This window comes from Serratia sp. HNCC26DJ206, assembly GCF_057180605.1.
Genome location: NZ_JBXUGP010000043.1, coordinates 1 through 17,046, shown reverse-complemented (window position 1 = coordinate 17,046; position 17,046 = coordinate 1). Strand labels below are relative to the sequence as shown.

14 protein-coding genes are annotated in these 17,046 nt (G+C 52.4%); 4 read left to right on the top strand and 10 right to left on the bottom strand.

The features are described 5' to 3' along the window. Positions 1 to 73: 73 nt before the first annotated feature. The 6 genes from nuoF to lrhA all read right to left on the bottom strand — a co-directional run bounded on the left by nuoF (position 74) and on the right by lrhA (position 6,623). A complete protein-coding gene (gene nuoF, locus AC2A1E_RS21785) occupies positions 74 to 1,426 on the bottom strand; it encodes an NADH-quinone oxidoreductase subunit NuoF (RefSeq protein WP_484385475.1) in 1,353 nt (450 codons plus the stop codon). Next, positions 1,423 to 1,956 (bottom strand): NADH-quinone oxidoreductase subunit NuoE, encoded by a 534-nt coding sequence (nuoE, locus tag AC2A1E_RS21780; RefSeq protein WP_459402022.1) that lies wholly within the window; start codon positions 1,954 to 1,956, stop codon positions 1,423 to 1,425. The genes nuoF and nuoE overlap by 4 nt, the downstream gene beginning before the upstream one ends. 2 nt (positions 1,957 to 1,958) lie before the next feature. Next, a complete protein-coding gene (gene nuoC / locus AC2A1E_RS21775) occupies positions 1,959 to 3,755 on the bottom strand; it encodes an NADH-quinone oxidoreductase subunit C/D (protein WP_484385474.1) in 1,797 nt (598 codons plus the stop codon). Between the two features lie 95 nt (positions 3,756 to 3,850). Continuing rightward, complete coding sequence (locus tag AC2A1E_RS21770) at positions 3,851 to 4,525, bottom strand: NuoB/complex I 20 kDa subunit family protein (RefSeq protein WP_380672640.1); 675 nt, start codon at positions 4,523 to 4,525, stop codon at positions 3,851 to 3,853. Between the two features lie 15 nt (positions 4,526 to 4,540). Next, on the bottom strand, positions 4,541 to 4,981 hold the full coding sequence (locus AC2A1E_RS21765; RefSeq protein ID WP_459402020.1) for an NADH-quinone oxidoreductase subunit A: 441 nt from the start codon (positions 4,979 to 4,981) through the stop codon (positions 4,541 to 4,543). Positions 4,982 to 5,687: 706 nt separating this feature from the next. Further along, on the bottom strand, positions 5,688 to 6,623 hold the full coding sequence (lrhA, locus tag AC2A1E_RS21760; protein ID WP_459402019.1) for a transcriptional regulator LrhA: 936 nt from the start codon (positions 6,621 to 6,623) through the stop codon (positions 5,688 to 5,690). Between the two features lie 853 nt (positions 6,624 to 7,476). Here lrhA and AC2A1E_RS21755 point away from each other — a divergent pair. Beyond that, positions 7,477 to 8,691, top strand: a complete 1,215-nt coding sequence (locus tag AC2A1E_RS21755; protein WP_459402018.1) for a pyridoxal phosphate-dependent aminotransferase — start codon at positions 7,477 to 7,479, stop codon at positions 8,689 to 8,691. Positions 8,692 to 8,803: 112 nt separating this feature from the next. Continuing rightward, complete coding sequence (gene yfbR, locus AC2A1E_RS21750; protein WP_484385473.1) at positions 8,804 to 9,403, top strand: 5'-deoxynucleotidase; 600 nt, start codon at positions 8,804 to 8,806, stop codon at positions 9,401 to 9,403. 27 nt (positions 9,404 to 9,430) lie between these two features. On the opposite strand, the gene AC2A1E_RS21745 is transcribed toward yfbR, so the two are convergent. The 4 genes from AC2A1E_RS21745 to yfbV all read right to left on the bottom strand — a co-directional run bounded on the left by AC2A1E_RS21745 (position 9,431) and on the right by yfbV (position 13,173). Next, entirely contained in the window at positions 9,431 to 11,266 is a 1,836-nt protein-coding gene (locus tag AC2A1E_RS21745) for an SLC13 family permease (RefSeq protein WP_459402016.1), read from the bottom strand. 96 nt (positions 11,267 to 11,362) lie between these two features. Beyond that, positions 11,363 to 12,019: a sugar phosphatase gene (locus AC2A1E_RS21740; protein ID WP_484385472.1), complete on the bottom strand. Its 657-nt coding sequence runs from the start codon at positions 12,017 to 12,019 to the stop codon at positions 11,363 to 11,365. A gap of 43 nt (positions 12,020 to 12,062) precedes the next feature. After that, a complete protein-coding gene (locus tag AC2A1E_RS21735; protein ID WP_484385471.1) occupies positions 12,063 to 12,557 on the bottom strand; it encodes a YfbU family protein in 495 nt (164 codons plus the stop codon). Positions 12,558 to 12,717: 160 nt separating this feature from the next. Next, positions 12,718 to 13,173, bottom strand: coding sequence for a terminus macrodomain insulation protein YfbV (yfbV, locus tag AC2A1E_RS21730; protein ID WP_484385470.1), 456 nt, complete (start codon positions 13,171 to 13,173; stop codon positions 12,718 to 12,720). A gap of 353 nt (positions 13,174 to 13,526) precedes the next feature. On the opposite strand from yfbV, the gene ackA reads away from it, so the two are divergent. Together ackA and pta are read left to right on the top strand one after the other, a co-directional pair. Further along, positions 13,527 to 14,729: an acetate kinase gene (gene ackA, locus AC2A1E_RS21725; protein ID WP_484385469.1), complete on the top strand. Its 1,203-nt coding sequence runs from the start codon at positions 13,527 to 13,529 to the stop codon at positions 14,727 to 14,729. 101 nt (positions 14,730 to 14,830) lie between these two features. Next, positions 14,831 to 16,990 (top strand): phosphate acetyltransferase, encoded by a 2,160-nt coding sequence (gene pta, locus AC2A1E_RS21720; protein ID WP_484385468.1) that lies wholly within the window; start codon positions 14,831 to 14,833, stop codon positions 16,988 to 16,990. The last annotated feature ends 56 nt before the right edge of the window (positions 16,991 to 17,046 follow it).

Here is a 17,046-nt window from a genome sequence, read left to right as displayed (position 1 = left end):
CCTGAGTAAGTTCCTGGGGATTCACCCGCTTGCCGCCTAGCTGCAAGACAAAATACTTTGGGTATAACAACGGCTACCAGCGCTGTTTCAACAAGTTGTTTGGCTGAATACCACCAATAGCCTGGATATTGCCCAAATACTGCGGGGCAATGCCGGCTTCAAACTCGTCACGGAAATATTTAATCGCGCTTTGCAGTGGCTCTACGGCACCTGGCGCATGGGCGCAGAAGGTTTTACCTGGGCCGAGGGAACGGCACAGTTGCTCAAGGGTTTCGATATCCCCCGGCTGACCTTGGCCATTTTCCAAAGCACGCAGGATCTTCACGCTCCACGGCAGGCCATCGCGGCACGGCGTACACCAGCCACAGGATTCACGGGCAAAGAACTCTTCCAGGTTACGCACCAGCGAAACCATGCCGATTTCGTGATCTACCGCCATCGCCAGCGCCGTACCCAAACGGCTACCGGCTTTGCCGATATGCTCAAAGTCCATCGGCAGATCCAGATGATCGGCGGTCAGGAAGTCGGTTCCGGCACCGCCCGGCTGCCAGGCTTTGAATTTCAGGCCATCGCGCATGCCACCGGCGTAATCTTCCAGAATTTCACGCGCGGTGGTGCCAAACGGCAGTTCCCAAACGCCTGGGTTTTTCACCCGGCCGGAGAAGCCCATCAGTTTGGTACCGGCATCGTTACTCTTACCGGCGGAAATCCCTTTGTACCAGTCAACGCCGTGCTCAAGAATAGCAGGCACGTTGCACAGGGTTTCGACGTTGTTTACGCAGGTCGGCTTGCCCCAGGCACCGGCAGACGCCGGGAAAGGAGGCTTGGAGCGCGGGTTGGCGCGGCGGCCTTCCAGCGAGTTAATCAGTGCGGTTTCTTCACCGCAGATATAACGGCCAGCGCCAGTGTGGACGATCAGTTCAAAATCGAAGCCGCTGCCCAGGATATTTTTACCCAACAGGCCCGCTTCGGTTGCCTCAGCAATTGCACGGCGCAGATGCACGGCCGCTTCAATATATTCGCCACGCAGGAAGATGTAACCGCGATAGGCTTTCAGCGCGAATGCCGAGATCAACATGCCTTCCACCAGCAGGTGTGGCAGTTGTTCCATCAGCAAACGGTCTTTGTAAGTGCCTGGCTCCATTTCATCGGCGTTACACAGCAGGTAACGGATGTTCATGGATTCGTCTTTCGGCATCAGGCTCCACTTCAAACCGGTGGAGAAACCTGCGCCGCCACGGCCTTTCAGCCCGGCGTCTTTCACCAGATTGACGATCTCGTCAGGTGCCAAGCCTTTAAGGGCTTTTTCAGCGCCCGCGTAACCGTTTTTGCTACGATACTCATCCAGCCAGACCGGCTGTTGGTCATCACGCAGCCGCCAGGTGAGCGGGTGCATTTCGGCAGTACGTTTGATATCTATCATCATTTATACCGCTCCAGCAATTCGACCGCATTTTCCGGCGTCAGATGAGCGTGAGTATCCTCATCGATCATCATACTCGGGCCCTTGTCGCAGTTACCCAAGCAGCAGGTCGGCAGCAGCGTAAAACGGCCATCGAAGGTGGTTTGCCCCGGCTTGATGTTGAGTTTGTTCTCCAGTGCCGCCTGAATACCCTGATAACCGTTGATGTGACACACTACGCTGTCACAATAGCGGATGATGTGGCGCCCAACCGGCTGGCGGAAAATCTGGCTGTAGAACGTGGCCACGCCTTCTACGTCGCTGGCAGGAATGCCCAGCACTTCAGCGATGGCATAAATCGCCCCATCGGGAACCCAGCCACGCTGCTTCTGCACAATTTTCAGTGCTTCAATAGAGGCGGCACGAGGATCCTCGTAATGGTGCTTTTCGTGCTCGATCGCATCACGCTCTTGCGCGCTCAGCACAAATGCATCAGCACCGTTTTGGGGAGCGGCTGCATTAATCGGCTCAAGTGCATCGTTATGATCATGCATAGTTAGCGGTCCACATCTGACATTACAAAATCGATACTACCCAGATAGACGATCAGGTCGGAGACCAGGCTGCCACGGATTACCGCAGGGATTTGCTGCAAGTGAGCAAAGCTTGGCGTACGTACCCGGGTGCGATAACTCATGGTGCTGCCGTCGCTGGTCAGGTAGTAGCTGTTGATCCCTTTCGTGGCTTCAATCATCTGGAATGATTCATTGGCTGGCATCACCGGGCCCCAGGAAACCTGCAGGAAGTGGGTGATCAGCGTTTCAATATGCTGCAGCGTGCGCTCTTTTGGCGGCGGCGTAGTCAGCGGGTGATCGGCCTTGAACGGGCCTTCCGGCATATTGTTCAGGCATTGCTCAAGAATACGCAGGCTCTGGCGCAGCTCTTCCACTTTCAGCATTACGCGGGTGTAACAGTCGCTGTTGCCGTCGCCGACTGGGACTTCGAAATCGAAGTTTTCGTAACCGGAATAAGGACGCCATTTACGCACGTCAAACTCGATACCGGTAGCACGCAGGCCCGCGCCGGTAACACCCCAATCCAGCGCCTCTTTGGCGTTGTAAGAAGCAACACCAACAGAACGACCTTTCAGAATGCTGTTTTTCAGCGCGGCTTTGACGTAAGAATCAAGACGCTTCGGCATCCAATCGAGGAAATCACGCAGCAGGCGATCCCAGCCGCGCGGCAGATCATGCGCGACACCGCCAATACGGAACCAGGCCGGGTGCATACGGAAACCGGTAATCGCTTCCACCAGATCGTACACTTTCTGACGATCGGTAAAGGCGAAGAACACCGGGGTCATCGCGCCCACGTCCTGAATAAAGGTACTGATGTACAGCAGATGACTGTTGATGCGGAACAGTTCAGAAAGCATTACGCGGATGGTGTTGACACGATCCGGCACCACGATCCCAGCCAGTTTTTCCACTGCCAGCACGTAAGGCATTTCGTTCACGCAGCCGCCGAGATACTCGATACGGTCAGTGTACGGAATGTAGCTGTGCCAAGACTGGCGTTCGCCCATCTTCTCGGCACCGCGGTGGTGATAACCCACGTCTGGCACGCAGTCGACGATCTCTTCGCCGTCCAGTTGCAAAATAATACGGAATGCGCCGTGTGAAGAGGGGTGGTTGGGGCCGAGGTTAAGGAACATGAAGTCCTCGTTCTCGGTGCCACGTTTCATGCCCCAATCTTCCGGCTTGAACTTCAGCGATTCCATCTCCAGATCTTCTTTCTGTTTGGTCAACACAAAGGGATCGAACTCGGTGGCGCGCGCCGGATAGTCTTTACGCAGTGGGTGGCCTTCCCAACTCTGCGGCATCATGATGCGCGTCAGGTGCGGATGACCGTCGAAGGTAATACCGAACATTTCCCAGGTTTCGCGCTCATACCAGTTGGCATTCGGGAACACTTTGGTCGCTGTGGGCACGTGCAGGTCTTTTTCAGACAGCGCCACTTTCAGCATGATGTCACGGTTACGTTCGATAGAAATCAGATGATAGAAAACGGAGAAATCTGCAGCAGGCAGGCCCTGGCGGTGAGTACGAAGACGTTCGTCAACACCATGCAGATCGAACAGCATCACATAAGGCTTCGGCTGTTTCTTCAGGAATGTCATGACTTCCAGTAACTGGCCAGGCTTGACCCATACCACGGGCATTCCGGTACGGGTGGGCTGAACAGTAAAGGCTTCCGGCCCAAAACGGTTGCGCAGTTCGCCAATCACCGGATCGTCAAGATGGTCACGGGTGTGCCAAGCAGGCTGGGCGTCGGGCGTCGTTAAATCTGTCATAATTTTTTCACCACATTAAATGGTCGTTTTTACCGCAAGCTTAACTACTCTTTGTTACCACACCTATGCAGCAAGATTAGCGCTTATCAGCAATCTTAAATCTCGTCAGGCGATCGCAGGTTGGTCACCGCGATACGCTCGGCGTGCTTACGCTCTTTTTCAGACTGCATATTGGCGCGGTAAACGCCCTGATCGCCAACAACCCACGACAGCGGGCGGCGTTCTTTACCAATAGATTCCTGCAGCAGCAATAACGCCTGCATGTAGGCTTCCGGGCGTGGTGGACAGCCTGGGATATACACATCAACCGGCAGGAATTTATCAACGCCCTGCACCACGGAATAGATATCGTACATACCGCCGGAGTTGGCACAGGCGCCCATCGAGATCACCCACTTAGGCTCCAGCATCTGTTCGTACAGGCGCTGAATAACCGGGGCCATCTTGGTGAAGCAGGTACCGGCAACCACCATGAAATCCGCCTGGCGAGGAGAAGCACGTAAGACTTCTGCACCGAAGCGCGCCACATCATGCACGGCGGTAAACGAGGTCACCATTTCCACATAACAGCATGAAAGACCGAAATTGTACGGCCAAAGAGAGTTTTTACGCCCCCAGTTCACCATGTCATGCAAAGCATGTTCAAGTTTACCCATGTAAACCGTCCGGTGAACCTGCTGCTCAAGGGGATCGCCAACGATCTCCTGTTTTTGCAGGGGATAACGGTCATTCTCACCGTTCGGGTCTATGCGGGTGAGCGTATAGTCCATCTTAATGCCTCGCTGTTACTGCGGATGACTGTTGCTAGCGTTCTTGATTGTGCTTGGTTTGCTCAGGCGCTTGGAACGCACCGGAGTCCAATCCAATGCGCCGATACGCACCAGATAAACCAAACCAACCAGTAACACCACAATGAAAATGGCGGCTTCGATAAAGCCTACCCAACCGCTCTCACGAATGGAGACCGACCAGGCAAACAGGTACAAGGCTTCAACATCGAAAATAACGAAGAACATGGCGACCAGGTAGAACTTGGCGGAAAGACGCATACGCGCCGAACCCACCGAGTCGATCCCGGACTCATAAGGGGTGTTTTTAGCGCGCGCCTGGGCTCTCCCGCCCAAGAAAAACGCACCCAGCAGCATGAGGCCGCAAAGCCCGATTGCCATGACAAGAAATACGGCGAACGCCCAGTGATGAGCGATAACTTCAGTGGTTGTTGACATACTCTATGCTTACTCATCAAAAGTGGCGTCGATCGTTCTGCTCTTGTTACTGGCAGTTAGTGCACCACATCGATTTAAGGGAAGGATAAATGACCACACAAACACACTGCTTTTACAGAGAGTTAGGCAGTATTTTTACTGTGGGCTTTTTACTCCTTTCTATAACCTTTTGTCAACTTCGACAAAAGAATCTACACATTAGTTTACATACACACCATTTGATTAACATATGATGCGCTAGCTTAGGCTAAATCGTGTCAGTTAATTGCCGTGTAGAAACAGATAGATATAAACCAACATGTATATTTCAGTTTTACTATACCATTCTCTCAGGATTTCCCTGTTGTTCCACTCACTACCTAGGGGTATTTTTTTGATCCAAGACACGTTTCAGACAGAAAACTTCAAAAAAAGTGTGGCACTTTAACAATTTTTATCAATTTCAACTAAAAAATGACCGCACTAAAGTATCAAAACGTCTCCGTGAACTCCAGAGTTTTACCCCCTTGTTATTTCTGTATAAAAAAAATACAAAAAGAGTTTATTGCTATCCAGACCCAGTCAGCCATCCAAGGACAGTTGAAGAAATAACGCTTTCACTCAATAAATGGGGGAAACTGGATATAAATCGTTATCTCACCCATTCCCTAGTAAAAAAAACCTCCGCCGAAGCAGAGGTTTTCTCATCAAACAACCCGCTTAATGGTTACTCCTCTTCACCGTCAGCCAGGCAGGAGTCATCTACCACAACAGACTCCCCGCTGAAATGATAAGTTTCATTACCATTTTGTACCGCGCTGAAAATCGCCATTGCCAGCTCGTTTTCACATTTCATATCTTTACACAAGGCATATTGGGTATCAGGAAGATGCGGTAAACCTTCTGTCGCCCCCAGCACCCTCAGATCCGGGCTCATCATCTCGATAGGCCGCGCGGTAATCCCCAATCCGGCTTTGCACGCCGCCCGCACCGCAGATAACGTTGATGCCACATAGGCAATGCGCCAAGGAATACCGGCAGCATCCAGATGTTTGATCGCCATTGCACGGAATGGGCTGGGTTCATCCAGCACCACCAGCGGAATGGGTTCGCCTGCCTGGAAATAGTAGTCCGCCGCGCAATACCACAGCGTAGGTGACGTACGCAGGACAATATGAGGATGTCCTTCAGTATCCACAGTGGTGATAGCCAAATCCACTTCACCGTTTTTCAGCATGTCGATCATGAACGGGCTACGTTTTACCCGTACATCAATGGCCAGCTTGGGATAAACCGACGTCACTCGATTGAGCAGGAAAGGGAGGATGGTATCCGCAGTATCATCAGAAGCGCCGATCGTCAGGGTTCCTTTGATATTGTTATACATCAATGAGGTACAGGCTTCATCGTTAAAACGCAGGATTTTCCTGGCATAACTGAGAAGCTGAATACCGTGTTCCGTTAATAACTTATTGCGCCCATGGCGAGCAAATAACTCTTTGCCGACCAATTGCTCTAACCGCTGCATTTGTTGACTGACTGCTGACTGAGTACGACAAACGGCGACTGCAGCCGCCGCAAAAGTATTCAAATCAGCAACAGCAACAAAGGTTCTTAGCAGATCGAGGTCGAGATTAAGTATCGGACGATTTGCATTTATCATAGTGTTTTCTTCACTTTTTAAATTCTAATTTACAAACTACCCTGGTGTATTTCTAAGGCACTGCTAAAAAGGGCAAGCGCCAGACATGACAGTACCCCACTCATTAGATGAGGGCAAAAAAATTACTTATATTTCGTTATCTCTATCGCTTTTTATCCACGATCTATCGCAATAGCTTATTGATACAAGGCAAAGTTACGACGAAAAGTGCTTAGGCACAGAATAACTGATAGTTAACCACATCCAAACCATCGTCCTTCCTCACCGATCGTGCAGAGCTAGACGGGCCAGACCGCAGGGTCCTATTGCTACTTTTCGTTCAATAGATAAATATCTTTTTGTGTATCATTGGGTTCATTTACTCACGAATTTAATCAATTCAATTAGTAAGGGCTTTTATTATTAAATTATCTACGATTTTACTTAAAAAACTCTTAAGTTAATTACTGAAGTTCCTCTAATACAATTTTACTTTACTAAGAAGTGTCGTATTACTAACCACTACCAGCCATAAGATAATTCTCTCATTATCATTTTTTTACAATTTTAGTTGTATTCTACGTCCTAACATGTATGCGCAATGTACGCACCAAGAGAAACATGTGGCAGAGAACTTTTACATCAACACACTTTAATTCAAACAAAAACGCCTAAAAAAAGCCATAAAAAAGAATTTAATTCTTACATATGGATTATAACAGACGCATCATCGCTTAAATCATCGATTTAGCCGATCGTTTGCACCAAAGGCGCGCACAACCCTTCAAAATCAGGAGCACCAGGAGTACATTGGGCGGGTTGCGGTGTTCCACGGTAGGATCATCCCCCATCCCAGCAAAAGGCTCAACTTTCTATGTCCCCCATTGAGAAATCCAGCAAACTGGACAACGTCTGCTATGACATTCGTGGCCCGGTGCTCAAAGAAGCTAAACGTCTTGAAGAAGAAGGCAACAAAGTCCTTAAATTGAACATCGGCAACCCTGCGCCGTTTGGTTTTGATGCCCCTGATGAAATTCTCGTCGATGTGATCCGCAACCTCCCTACGGCACAGGGCTATTGCGACTCCAAAGGGCTCTTCTCGGCGCGTAAGGCGATCATGCAGCACTATCAGGCACGTAACATGCGTGATGTGACCGTTGAGGATATCTACATTGGTAACGGTGTCTCTGAGCTGATCGTGCAATCCATGCAGGCGCTGCTTAACATTGGTGACGAAATGCTGGTGCCAGCCCCCGACTACCCGTTGTGGACGGCGGCGGTATCGCTCTCCAGCGGTAAAGCGGTGCACTATATCTGCGACGAAGAATCCGGCTGGTTCCCGGATCTGGATGATATCCGCAGCAAAATCACCCCGCGCACCCGCGGTATTGTGATCATCAACCCCAACAATCCAACCGGCGCGGTCTACAGCAAAGAGTTGCTGGAGCAGATCGTCGAGATCGCCCGTCAGCACGACCTGATCATCTTCGCCGATGAAATTTACGACAAGATCCTTTACGACGATGCCGAGCATCACTCCATTGCCGCACTGGCCCCAGATCTGCTGACGGTCACCTTTAACGGTTTATCCAAAACCTATCGCGTTGCCGGTTTCCGCCAAGGCTGGATGGTGCTTAACGGGCCGAAGAAACACGCCAAAGGTTATATCGAAGGGCTGGAGATGCTGGCATCGATGCGCCTTTGTGCCAACGTGCCAATGCAACATGCGATCCAGACTGCCCTTGGCGGTTATCAGAGCATCAGCGAATTTATTCAACCCGGCGGGCGTTTGTATGAACAACGCAACCGCACCTGGGAATTGCTGAATGATATTCCAGGCGTTTCCTGCGTTAAGCCCCAGGGCGCGCTGTATATGTTCCCGCGTATTGATGCTAAGCGCTTTAATATCCGTGATGACCAGAAAATGGTGCTGGACCTGCTGTTGCAGGAAAAAGTCCTGCTGGTACAAGGTAGCGCATTCAACTGGCCTTACCCTGACCACGTACGTATCGTAACTTTGCCGCGAGTCGATGAGTTGGAAATGGCCGTCGGTAAACTGGGTCGTTTCCTCGAAACCTACCATCAGTAATTTTTATGGGCGCAGTTTGCTGGCTGCGCCCACACCGCACAACTGGGTTTGCATAACCTGCCGCCACTGCTCACAATAACCGCCTCACTTGCCGTTGTATAAAGAGAGCACCATGAGCCAGAGCCATTTCTTTGCCCACCTTTCCCGTTTGAAACTGATTAGTCGCTGGCCGCTGATGCGCAACGTACGTACCGAAAACGTTTCCGAGCACAGCCTGCAAGTCGCGTTTGTCGCCCATGCGCTGGCGGTGATCAAGAACCGCAAATTTAACGGTAACCTGAACGCCGAGCGCGTGGCGCTGTTGGCGATGTACCACGATGCCAGTGAAGTGTTGACCGGCGATATGCCCACGCCCATCAAGTATTACAATCCGCAGATTGCCTACGAATACAAAAAAATCGAAAAAATCGCGCAACAAAAACTGCTGGAGATGATTCCAAAAGAATTACAGAACGATTTCCGCTCGATTCTTGATGAACACTATTACACTGAGGATGAGAAATTGCTGGTAAAACAGGCTGACGCCCTCTGTGCTTACCTGAAATGCCTGGAAGAGTTGTCTGCCGGAAATAACGAATTTACGTTAGCTAAAGCACGCTTGGAGAAAACACTGCAACTGCGCCAAAGCCCGGAAATGGAATATTTCATGGCGGTATTTATCCCGAGCTTTAGCCTGTCGCTGGATGAGATCAGTAGCGATTCCCCACTGTAATAACCCCCATAGGCCCGAAAACCGGGCCTAAAACGCATACAGCCACGGCACCACCACCACGCTGACGATCATCACCAACACCGTGAACGGCACGCCGATGCGCACAAAATCGCCAAACTTGTAATTCCCTGGCCCCAATACCAGGGTATTCACCGGTGATGACACCGGCGTCATAAAAGCAGCCGAAGCCGCAATGGCAATAATCATGGCAAACGGATAAGGCGAAACTCCCATCTTATGCGCCGCCGCAATGGCGATAGGTGCCATCAATACCGCCGTGGCGGTATTGGAGATAAACAGCCCGATGGAGGCGCAAAGTACAAACAGGCACACCAGCATCACACGCGGGCCGGCTTCACCGGCGATATCCATCAGCCCTTGCACGATCAAATCCACACCGCCGGTTTTCTGCAATGCCTGGGCAAAGGGCATCATGCCGACGATCAAAATAATACTTGGCCAATGGATCGCTTTATAAGCGCTTTCCATATTAATGCAGCGGAAACGGCCCATCAGCAGGCAGGCAATCAGTGCGGCGATAGGGTTAGGGATCTCATCGGTCAACATCATCGCCACCATCAGTGCCAGGCAGAACAGGGCATGCGGTGCCTGGGTGATGGCAGGTGCCACCTCATCCACCTCTGCGGGCAGATTCAGCACGATAAAGTCATGGGTTTTGGCCTGTAATTGACGGATCGCTTTCCAGTCACCGATCACCAGCAGGATATCCCCCAACGTCAGTGGCTCATCAACCAGTTTACCTTCCAGCGTTTTGCCGTTGCGGCGAATACCGACCACGTTCAGATCGTAACGGCTACGGAAAGCCGCATCGCGCACGCATTTCCCCAACAAGGCTGAATCAGGAATGAGCGACACTTCTGCCATCCCCACGTTGCGCGCTTGTTCAGAAAAATACTCACCGCGCAGGATCATCGGCTCCAATAGCTGTTCACTGCAAAACTGGCGTAGATCGATGTCGCAATCCGACATATCAATCAGCAGCACATCCCCTTCACGCAGTTCCGTGCTGCCGAAAGCGCTGATCATCACACGCCGAAAGCGTTTCCAACGCTCTATGCCGATAACGTTGGCACCATAGCGGGCACGCAAATGCAGTTCATCCAGAGAGCGGCCAATCAGAGGTGAACTACTGCGAACAGCCAAGCGACGCGCCCGTCCGGTCAATTTATAGTCACGAATCAGATCGCGAAACGTCCGGCGCTGCCAGGTAACCTTGGTGTTTTTCGCACCTCCGCTATTACCAAGCCAACGGCGGGCGATCAGCATATAGCCCACCCCCAGCAGTAACACGATCAGGCCGATTGGCGTCACACCGAAGAAACTGAAACCGGCAAGCCCCTCACGCACCAATTCGCTGTTGACCACCATATTCGGCGGCGTGGCCACCAGCGTCATCATGCCGCTGATCAGCCCTGCAAAACTTAACGGCATCATCAGCCGCCCCGGTGAGATCTTCATCCGTACCGCCACGCTGAGTACTACCGGGATGAAGATCGCCACTACCCCGGTCGAACTCATAAATGCACCCAGCCCAGCCACGGTGAACATCAACAGTGCCAGCATTTTGGTTTCACTGCTGCCCGCCACTTTCACCAACCAATCGCCGACCTGATAAGCCACACCGGTGCGCACCAAGCCTTCACCGATCACAAACAGGGCAGCGATCAAAATCACGTTCGGATCGCTAAAACCGGCCGTCGCCTCTTGCAGAGTCAGGGTGCCACTCAACACAAACGCGATGATCACCAACAAAGCCACCACGTCCATGCGCAGCTTGTTGGTCGTAAACAGCACAATGGCTATCAACAATAAAATCAAAACCCAGAGTAATTCGCTGTTCAAAACGGCCTCATCCTACAGTGATCCAGGGCTTAAAAATTAGCATAAAAAAACCCCACAGATGCGGGGTCTAATCAATTTGAGGTAAAAAAATACAGATTAAGCAATAAGTTCGATGCTTGCACCCTGCGGCACCTTCTCAACCTTAATCTGAGTCAGTGAAGAGAGTATCAGATCCACCTGGTCAAGTTTCGGTGCTTGTGCCGGTACATTAACCGCAATCACCTGGCACCCCGCAGCCAAGCCGGAAAGGATCCCGGCGGGCGCATCCTCTACCACCACACAAGCCTGCGGAGCCAGGCCCAAACGTTCGGCCCCCAGCAGATAAGCATCCGGCTGAGGTTTGCCCTGTTTCACCAGTTCTGCGGTGATAAACACTTCTGGCTGCGGCAAACCGCCGGCCTTACGCCGTGCGCTGGCGACCGGGATCGAACCCGAAGTGACTATCGCCCAGGGAATACTCAGTGCATTAAGCCGCTCCAACAGCGCCACGGCACCGGGCAGTGCGCTGACGCCATCGGTATCCTGCGCCTCCATCTGCTCCAGTAAATCAAACTCATGCTGGATCGCCGCTTCTGTCGCCCCTGGCATAAAATGGCGCAGCGAGGTAATTGCCTGTTTACCGTGAATAAACGCCAACACCTCCTGAGGGCTGATACCGTGGCGCTCAGCCCAGTGAGTCCAGGCGCGTTCCACTGCGGGCAATGAATCTACTAACGTTCCATCAAGGTCGAACAAAAAACCCTTACATTCCACAGAAAACCTCTTCTCTCTCCGTTATCTTTCACACTGCAAATCATCAGGCATTAATGACTTGCGCAATCTCAACGGCGCTCAAATGGTATTGACGTGGGCATGACAGCCAGATTGCCAACATGCGCTGATACTTTTCCCACATTTTAGTTTGGGCATTAAAGCCGTGGCTGCCGGAGTCGAAATGAGTATACCGCCCTTCCGTGCTGACCAGGAAACGCACATAGCTCAGATAACGCGCTTCAGTTGCCGCATCAAAGCCGAGGAAGGCCAAGCGACGAGCGTCAAGCCCTTGCCGATCCTTGAGATTTTCCCAGGACACCTGCAGCGCATGATGCATTTCCATAATGTTGATGATGGTGCGGCAGACTTCCTCGCTCATCTCACCAAAGTCACGATCAAGCTCACGCATCTGCAAGCCGAAACCACGTTCGATAATGGTCTGCAAACGGCGATAACGATCCGCATTGTCCGGATCGAGCAGCGTCATCATTTTGTACTGATTCGACAGGATCAAACGTTGAGCATTAGTCATTTCCATTTCACGTTCCTCAGTTCTGCAAATTGGCGAGAGCATCGCATGACTTCGTTATGGCGTGGAACCACAACTCGCACCTTCTTTGATTTGAACCGGGGTTATCGCGGAGATGGACTTTATCCCTACCGGGCTTCAAAAGCCCGGTAGCGTGAAAACAGAGGGATCAGAGATCGTCGAGGAAGGTTTTATCCAGTTGCTTGAATGCACGCTTCAACACATCAGCCAACGCTTGATAGGTCGGCGTTCCTTCAACCGGGGCTAACGTCTGCCCGGCTTCTGCCAGTTTATTACGCACCTCATGAAACCACTGTAACAAGGTGGGTGGCAGCGGCGTGATCGAACGGCGCCCCAACCACCACAGGCCCTGCATCGGCATGCTGCAAGCAAACAGCGCTGTTGCAATGGCCGGGCCGAGTTGACCGCCAAGGGCAATTTGCCAGGCCAGGGTAAAGATCGCCAGCGGCGGCATAAAACGAATCGCAAAACGGGTGGCACGCGCAATGCGATTTTCTGGGAACACCGGTGCCAGCCGTTTTTCTGCCGGCCAGGTTTTCATGTAATGCTGCCCACGCTGGAATATCTGGAACCAACTCACGGAACCGGATGGCTTGCTCGTCATTGCTTACCTCAACTTCACGTATAAAAAATGAAATATTTTCACAAACACACCAACAAAAAAGTTGAAGCTTTAAATTTATTTTGTGTTTGCGACGGGCTATCGGTATCCTAAGCCGGCCTTTTGGCCGGTAGAAGATGACACCAAATCTGTCAACTTTTCGCCCATTTAAAAGCAAGATTACTTAAACCGCGGAGAAATCATCGGTTTTTTTATCATCATGTGTTTTTTGTAACTGACATGATGCTAATCATAAATGTCAACGTCATTATGCGCTACGCTTGATGTCTGTTTGACAATTTATTCACCACGTGTTCTGGGTTCACTAACAACACGAACTATAAGTAGGTACTTCCATGTCGAGTAAGCTAGTACTGGTTCTTAACTGCGGCAGTTCTTCCCTGAAATTCGCTATCATTGATGCAGCCAACGGTGAAGAATATCTTTCTGGTCTTGCCGAATGTTTCCACCTTCCAGAAGCCCGCATCAAATGGAAAATGGACGGCGGTAAACAAGAAGCAGCACTGGGTGCTGGTGCAGCACACAGCGAAGCGCTGAACTTCATTGTTAATACTATTCTGGCACAAAAACCAGAGCTTTCTGCACAGTTGACCGCTATCGGCCACCGTATCGTGCACGGCGGCGAGAAGTTCACTGCTTCTGCCGTGATCAACGACGAAGTCCTGCAGGGTATCAAAGATTCCGTTCCCTTTGCACCACTGCATAACCCAGCTCACCTGATTGGTATCGCTGAAGCATTGAAATCCTTCCCGAATCTGGCTGATAAAAACGTGGCAGTGTTCGACACGGCGTTCCACCAGACCATGCCGGAAGAGTCTTACCTCTACGCCCTGCCGTACAGCCTGTACCGTGACCACGGCGTTCGCCGCTATGGCGCACACGGCACCAGCCACTTCTATGTAACGCAAGAAGCGGCGAAGATGCTGAACAAGCCGGTTGATGAAGTGAACGTTATTACCTGCCATCTGGGTAACGGCGGTTCCGTCAGCGCAGTACGCAACGGTAAATGTGTTGATACGTCTATGGGCCTGACCCCGCTGGAAGGCCTGGTCATGGGCACCCGCAGCGGTGACATCGATCCAGCGATCATTTTCCATCTGCATGACTCTCTGGGCATGAGCGTTGATCAGATCAACAAGATGCTGACCAAAGAATCCGGCCTGCTGGGCCTGACCGAAGTCACCAGCGACTGCCGCTACGTTGAAGACAACTACGCCACCAAAGCCGACGCCAAACGTGCCATGGACGTGTTCTGCCATCGTCTGGCCAAATACATCGGTGCCTACAGCGCGCTGATGGATGGCCGCCTGGATGCAGTGATCTTCACCGGTGGCATCGGTGAAAACGCCGCAATGGTGCGTGAGTTGACTCTGGATAAACTGGGCCTGCTGGGCTTTGAGATCGACCACGAACGTAACCTGGCCGCCCGCTTCGGCAAATCCGGCAACATCACCAAAGATGGCAGCCGCCTGGCGCTGGTGATCCCAACCAACGAAGAGTTGGTTATCGCGCAGGACGCTGCCCGCCTGACCGCTTAATGCTCCCAACACCGTCAGCCCAGGCTGGCGGTGTTGTTTCAGAGCCAAGATGTGCCTGCGCGTTTACCGCAGACTGAAAAAACCGTGAAGAGGACTATTCTGTGTCACGTACAATTATGTTGATCCCCACCGGCACCAGCGTTGGCTTGACCAGCGTCAGCTTGGGTGTCATTCGCTCCATGGAGCAAAAAGGCGTTCGTTTGAGCGTGTTCAAACCGATCGCCCAACCGCGTACCGGCGGTGATACCCTCGACCAGACCACCACCATCATTCGCAGCAACTCCACCATCCCGACCGCCGAACCGCTGCGCATGAGCTACGTTGAGGGCCTGCTGAGCTCCAACCAGCAAGACGTGCTGATGGAAGAGATCGTGGCGCGTTACCACGAAAACACCAAAGACGCGGAAGTGGTGCTGATCGAAGGTTTGGTGCCCACCCGCAAGCACCAGTTTGCCAGCGCGCTGAACTTTGAAATCGCCAAAACCCTGAACGCAGAAATCGTCTTCGTTCTGGCGCTGGGCAACGATTCCCCGGCACAGCTGAAAGAGCGTATCGAACTGGCTCGCAGCAGCTTCGGCGGCAGCAAAAACAAGAACATTACCGGCGTGATCATCAATAAACTGAATGCTCCGGTTGACGATCAGGGCCGCACCCGTCCGGATCTGTCGGAAATCTTTGATGACTCCACCAAGGCCAGCGTTGCCAACGTCGATCCTGCACATCTGTTTGCCAACAGCCCGCTGCCGGTTCTGGGTTGTATCCCCTGGAGCTTCGATCTGATCGCGACCCGAGCCATTGACATGGCCCGCCACCTGAAAGCGCGCGTGATCAACGAAGGCGATATCATGACCCGCCGGGTGAAGTCCGTGACCTTCTGCGCACGCAGTATTCCGCATATGCTGGAACACTTCCGCCCGGGCTCGCTGCTGGTGACTTCCGCAGACCGTCCTGATGTCCTGGTCTCTGCCTGCCTGGCAGCGATGAACGGTGTAGAAATTGGTGCCCTGCTGCTGACCGGCGGCTACGAAATTGATGGTTCTATCAAGAAGCTCTGCGAACGTGCCTTCCAAACCGGCCTGCCGGTGTTTATGGTCGACACTAACACCTGGCAGACCTCGCTGAGCCTACAGAGCTTCAACCTGGAAGTGCCCTCAGATGACCACCAGCGTATCGAACAGGTGCAGAACTACGTGGCAAGCCACATCAACACCGAGTGGATCGAATCACTGACGGCCACGTCTGAGCGTTCACGTCGTCTGTCGCCACCGGCATTCCGCTACGAGTTGACCGAACTGGCACGTAAAGCGGGCAAGCGCATTGTGCTGCCGGAAGGTGATGAGCCACGCACCGTGAAAGCGGCAGCGATCTGTGCTGAACGCGGCATCGCTGAATGCGTATTGCTGGGTAACCCGGACGAGATCAAGCGCGTAGCGGCTGCGCAAGGCGTTGAACTGGGCAAAGGCATTGAGATCGTCGATCCGGTTGCCGTACGTGAAAAATACGTGCCACGCCTGGTGGAACTGCGTAAGAGCAAGGGTATGACCGAAGTGGTTGCCCGTGAACAGTTGGAAGACAACGTGGTTCTCGGCACCCTGATGCTGGAAAAAGGCGAAGTTGACGGCCTGGTCTCCGGTGCGGTTCACACGACTGCCAATACCATCCGCCCACCGTTGCAGTTGATCAAAACCGCACCGGGCAGTTCGCTGGTCTCTTCCGTGTTCTTCATGCTGTTGCCGGATCAGGTTCTGGTCTACGGTGACTGTGCGATCAACCCAGATCCCACCGCTGAACAACTTGCTGAAATCGCTATCCAGTCTGCCGACTCCGCAGCCGCATTTGGCATCGAACCGCGAGTGGCGATGATCTCTTACTCCACCGGTAATTCCGGTGCAGGTAGCGACGTGGAGAAAGTGCGTGAGGCGACCCGTCTGGCACAGGAAAAACGCCCAGATCTGATCATCGATGGCCCACTGCAATACGATGCGGCGATCATGGCTGACGTTGCCAAGTCCAAAGCGCCTAACTCACCAGTGGCGGGTAAAGCCACCGTGTTTATCTTCCCAGATCTGAACACCGGTAACACCACCTATAAAGCAGTACAGCGTTCTGCTGATCTGGTGTCTATCGGACCAATGCTGCAAGGTATGCGCAAGCCGGTAAACGACCTGTCACGTGGCGCACTGGTAGACGATATCGTCTACACCGTAGCGCTGACGGCGATTCAGTCTGCTCAGGCCGATGCTCTGGCTGAGCAAGCCTGACAGCTGTTACTGCACGCTGAAGCCTATCATCCCGATAGGCTTCTCATCTTCAGAGT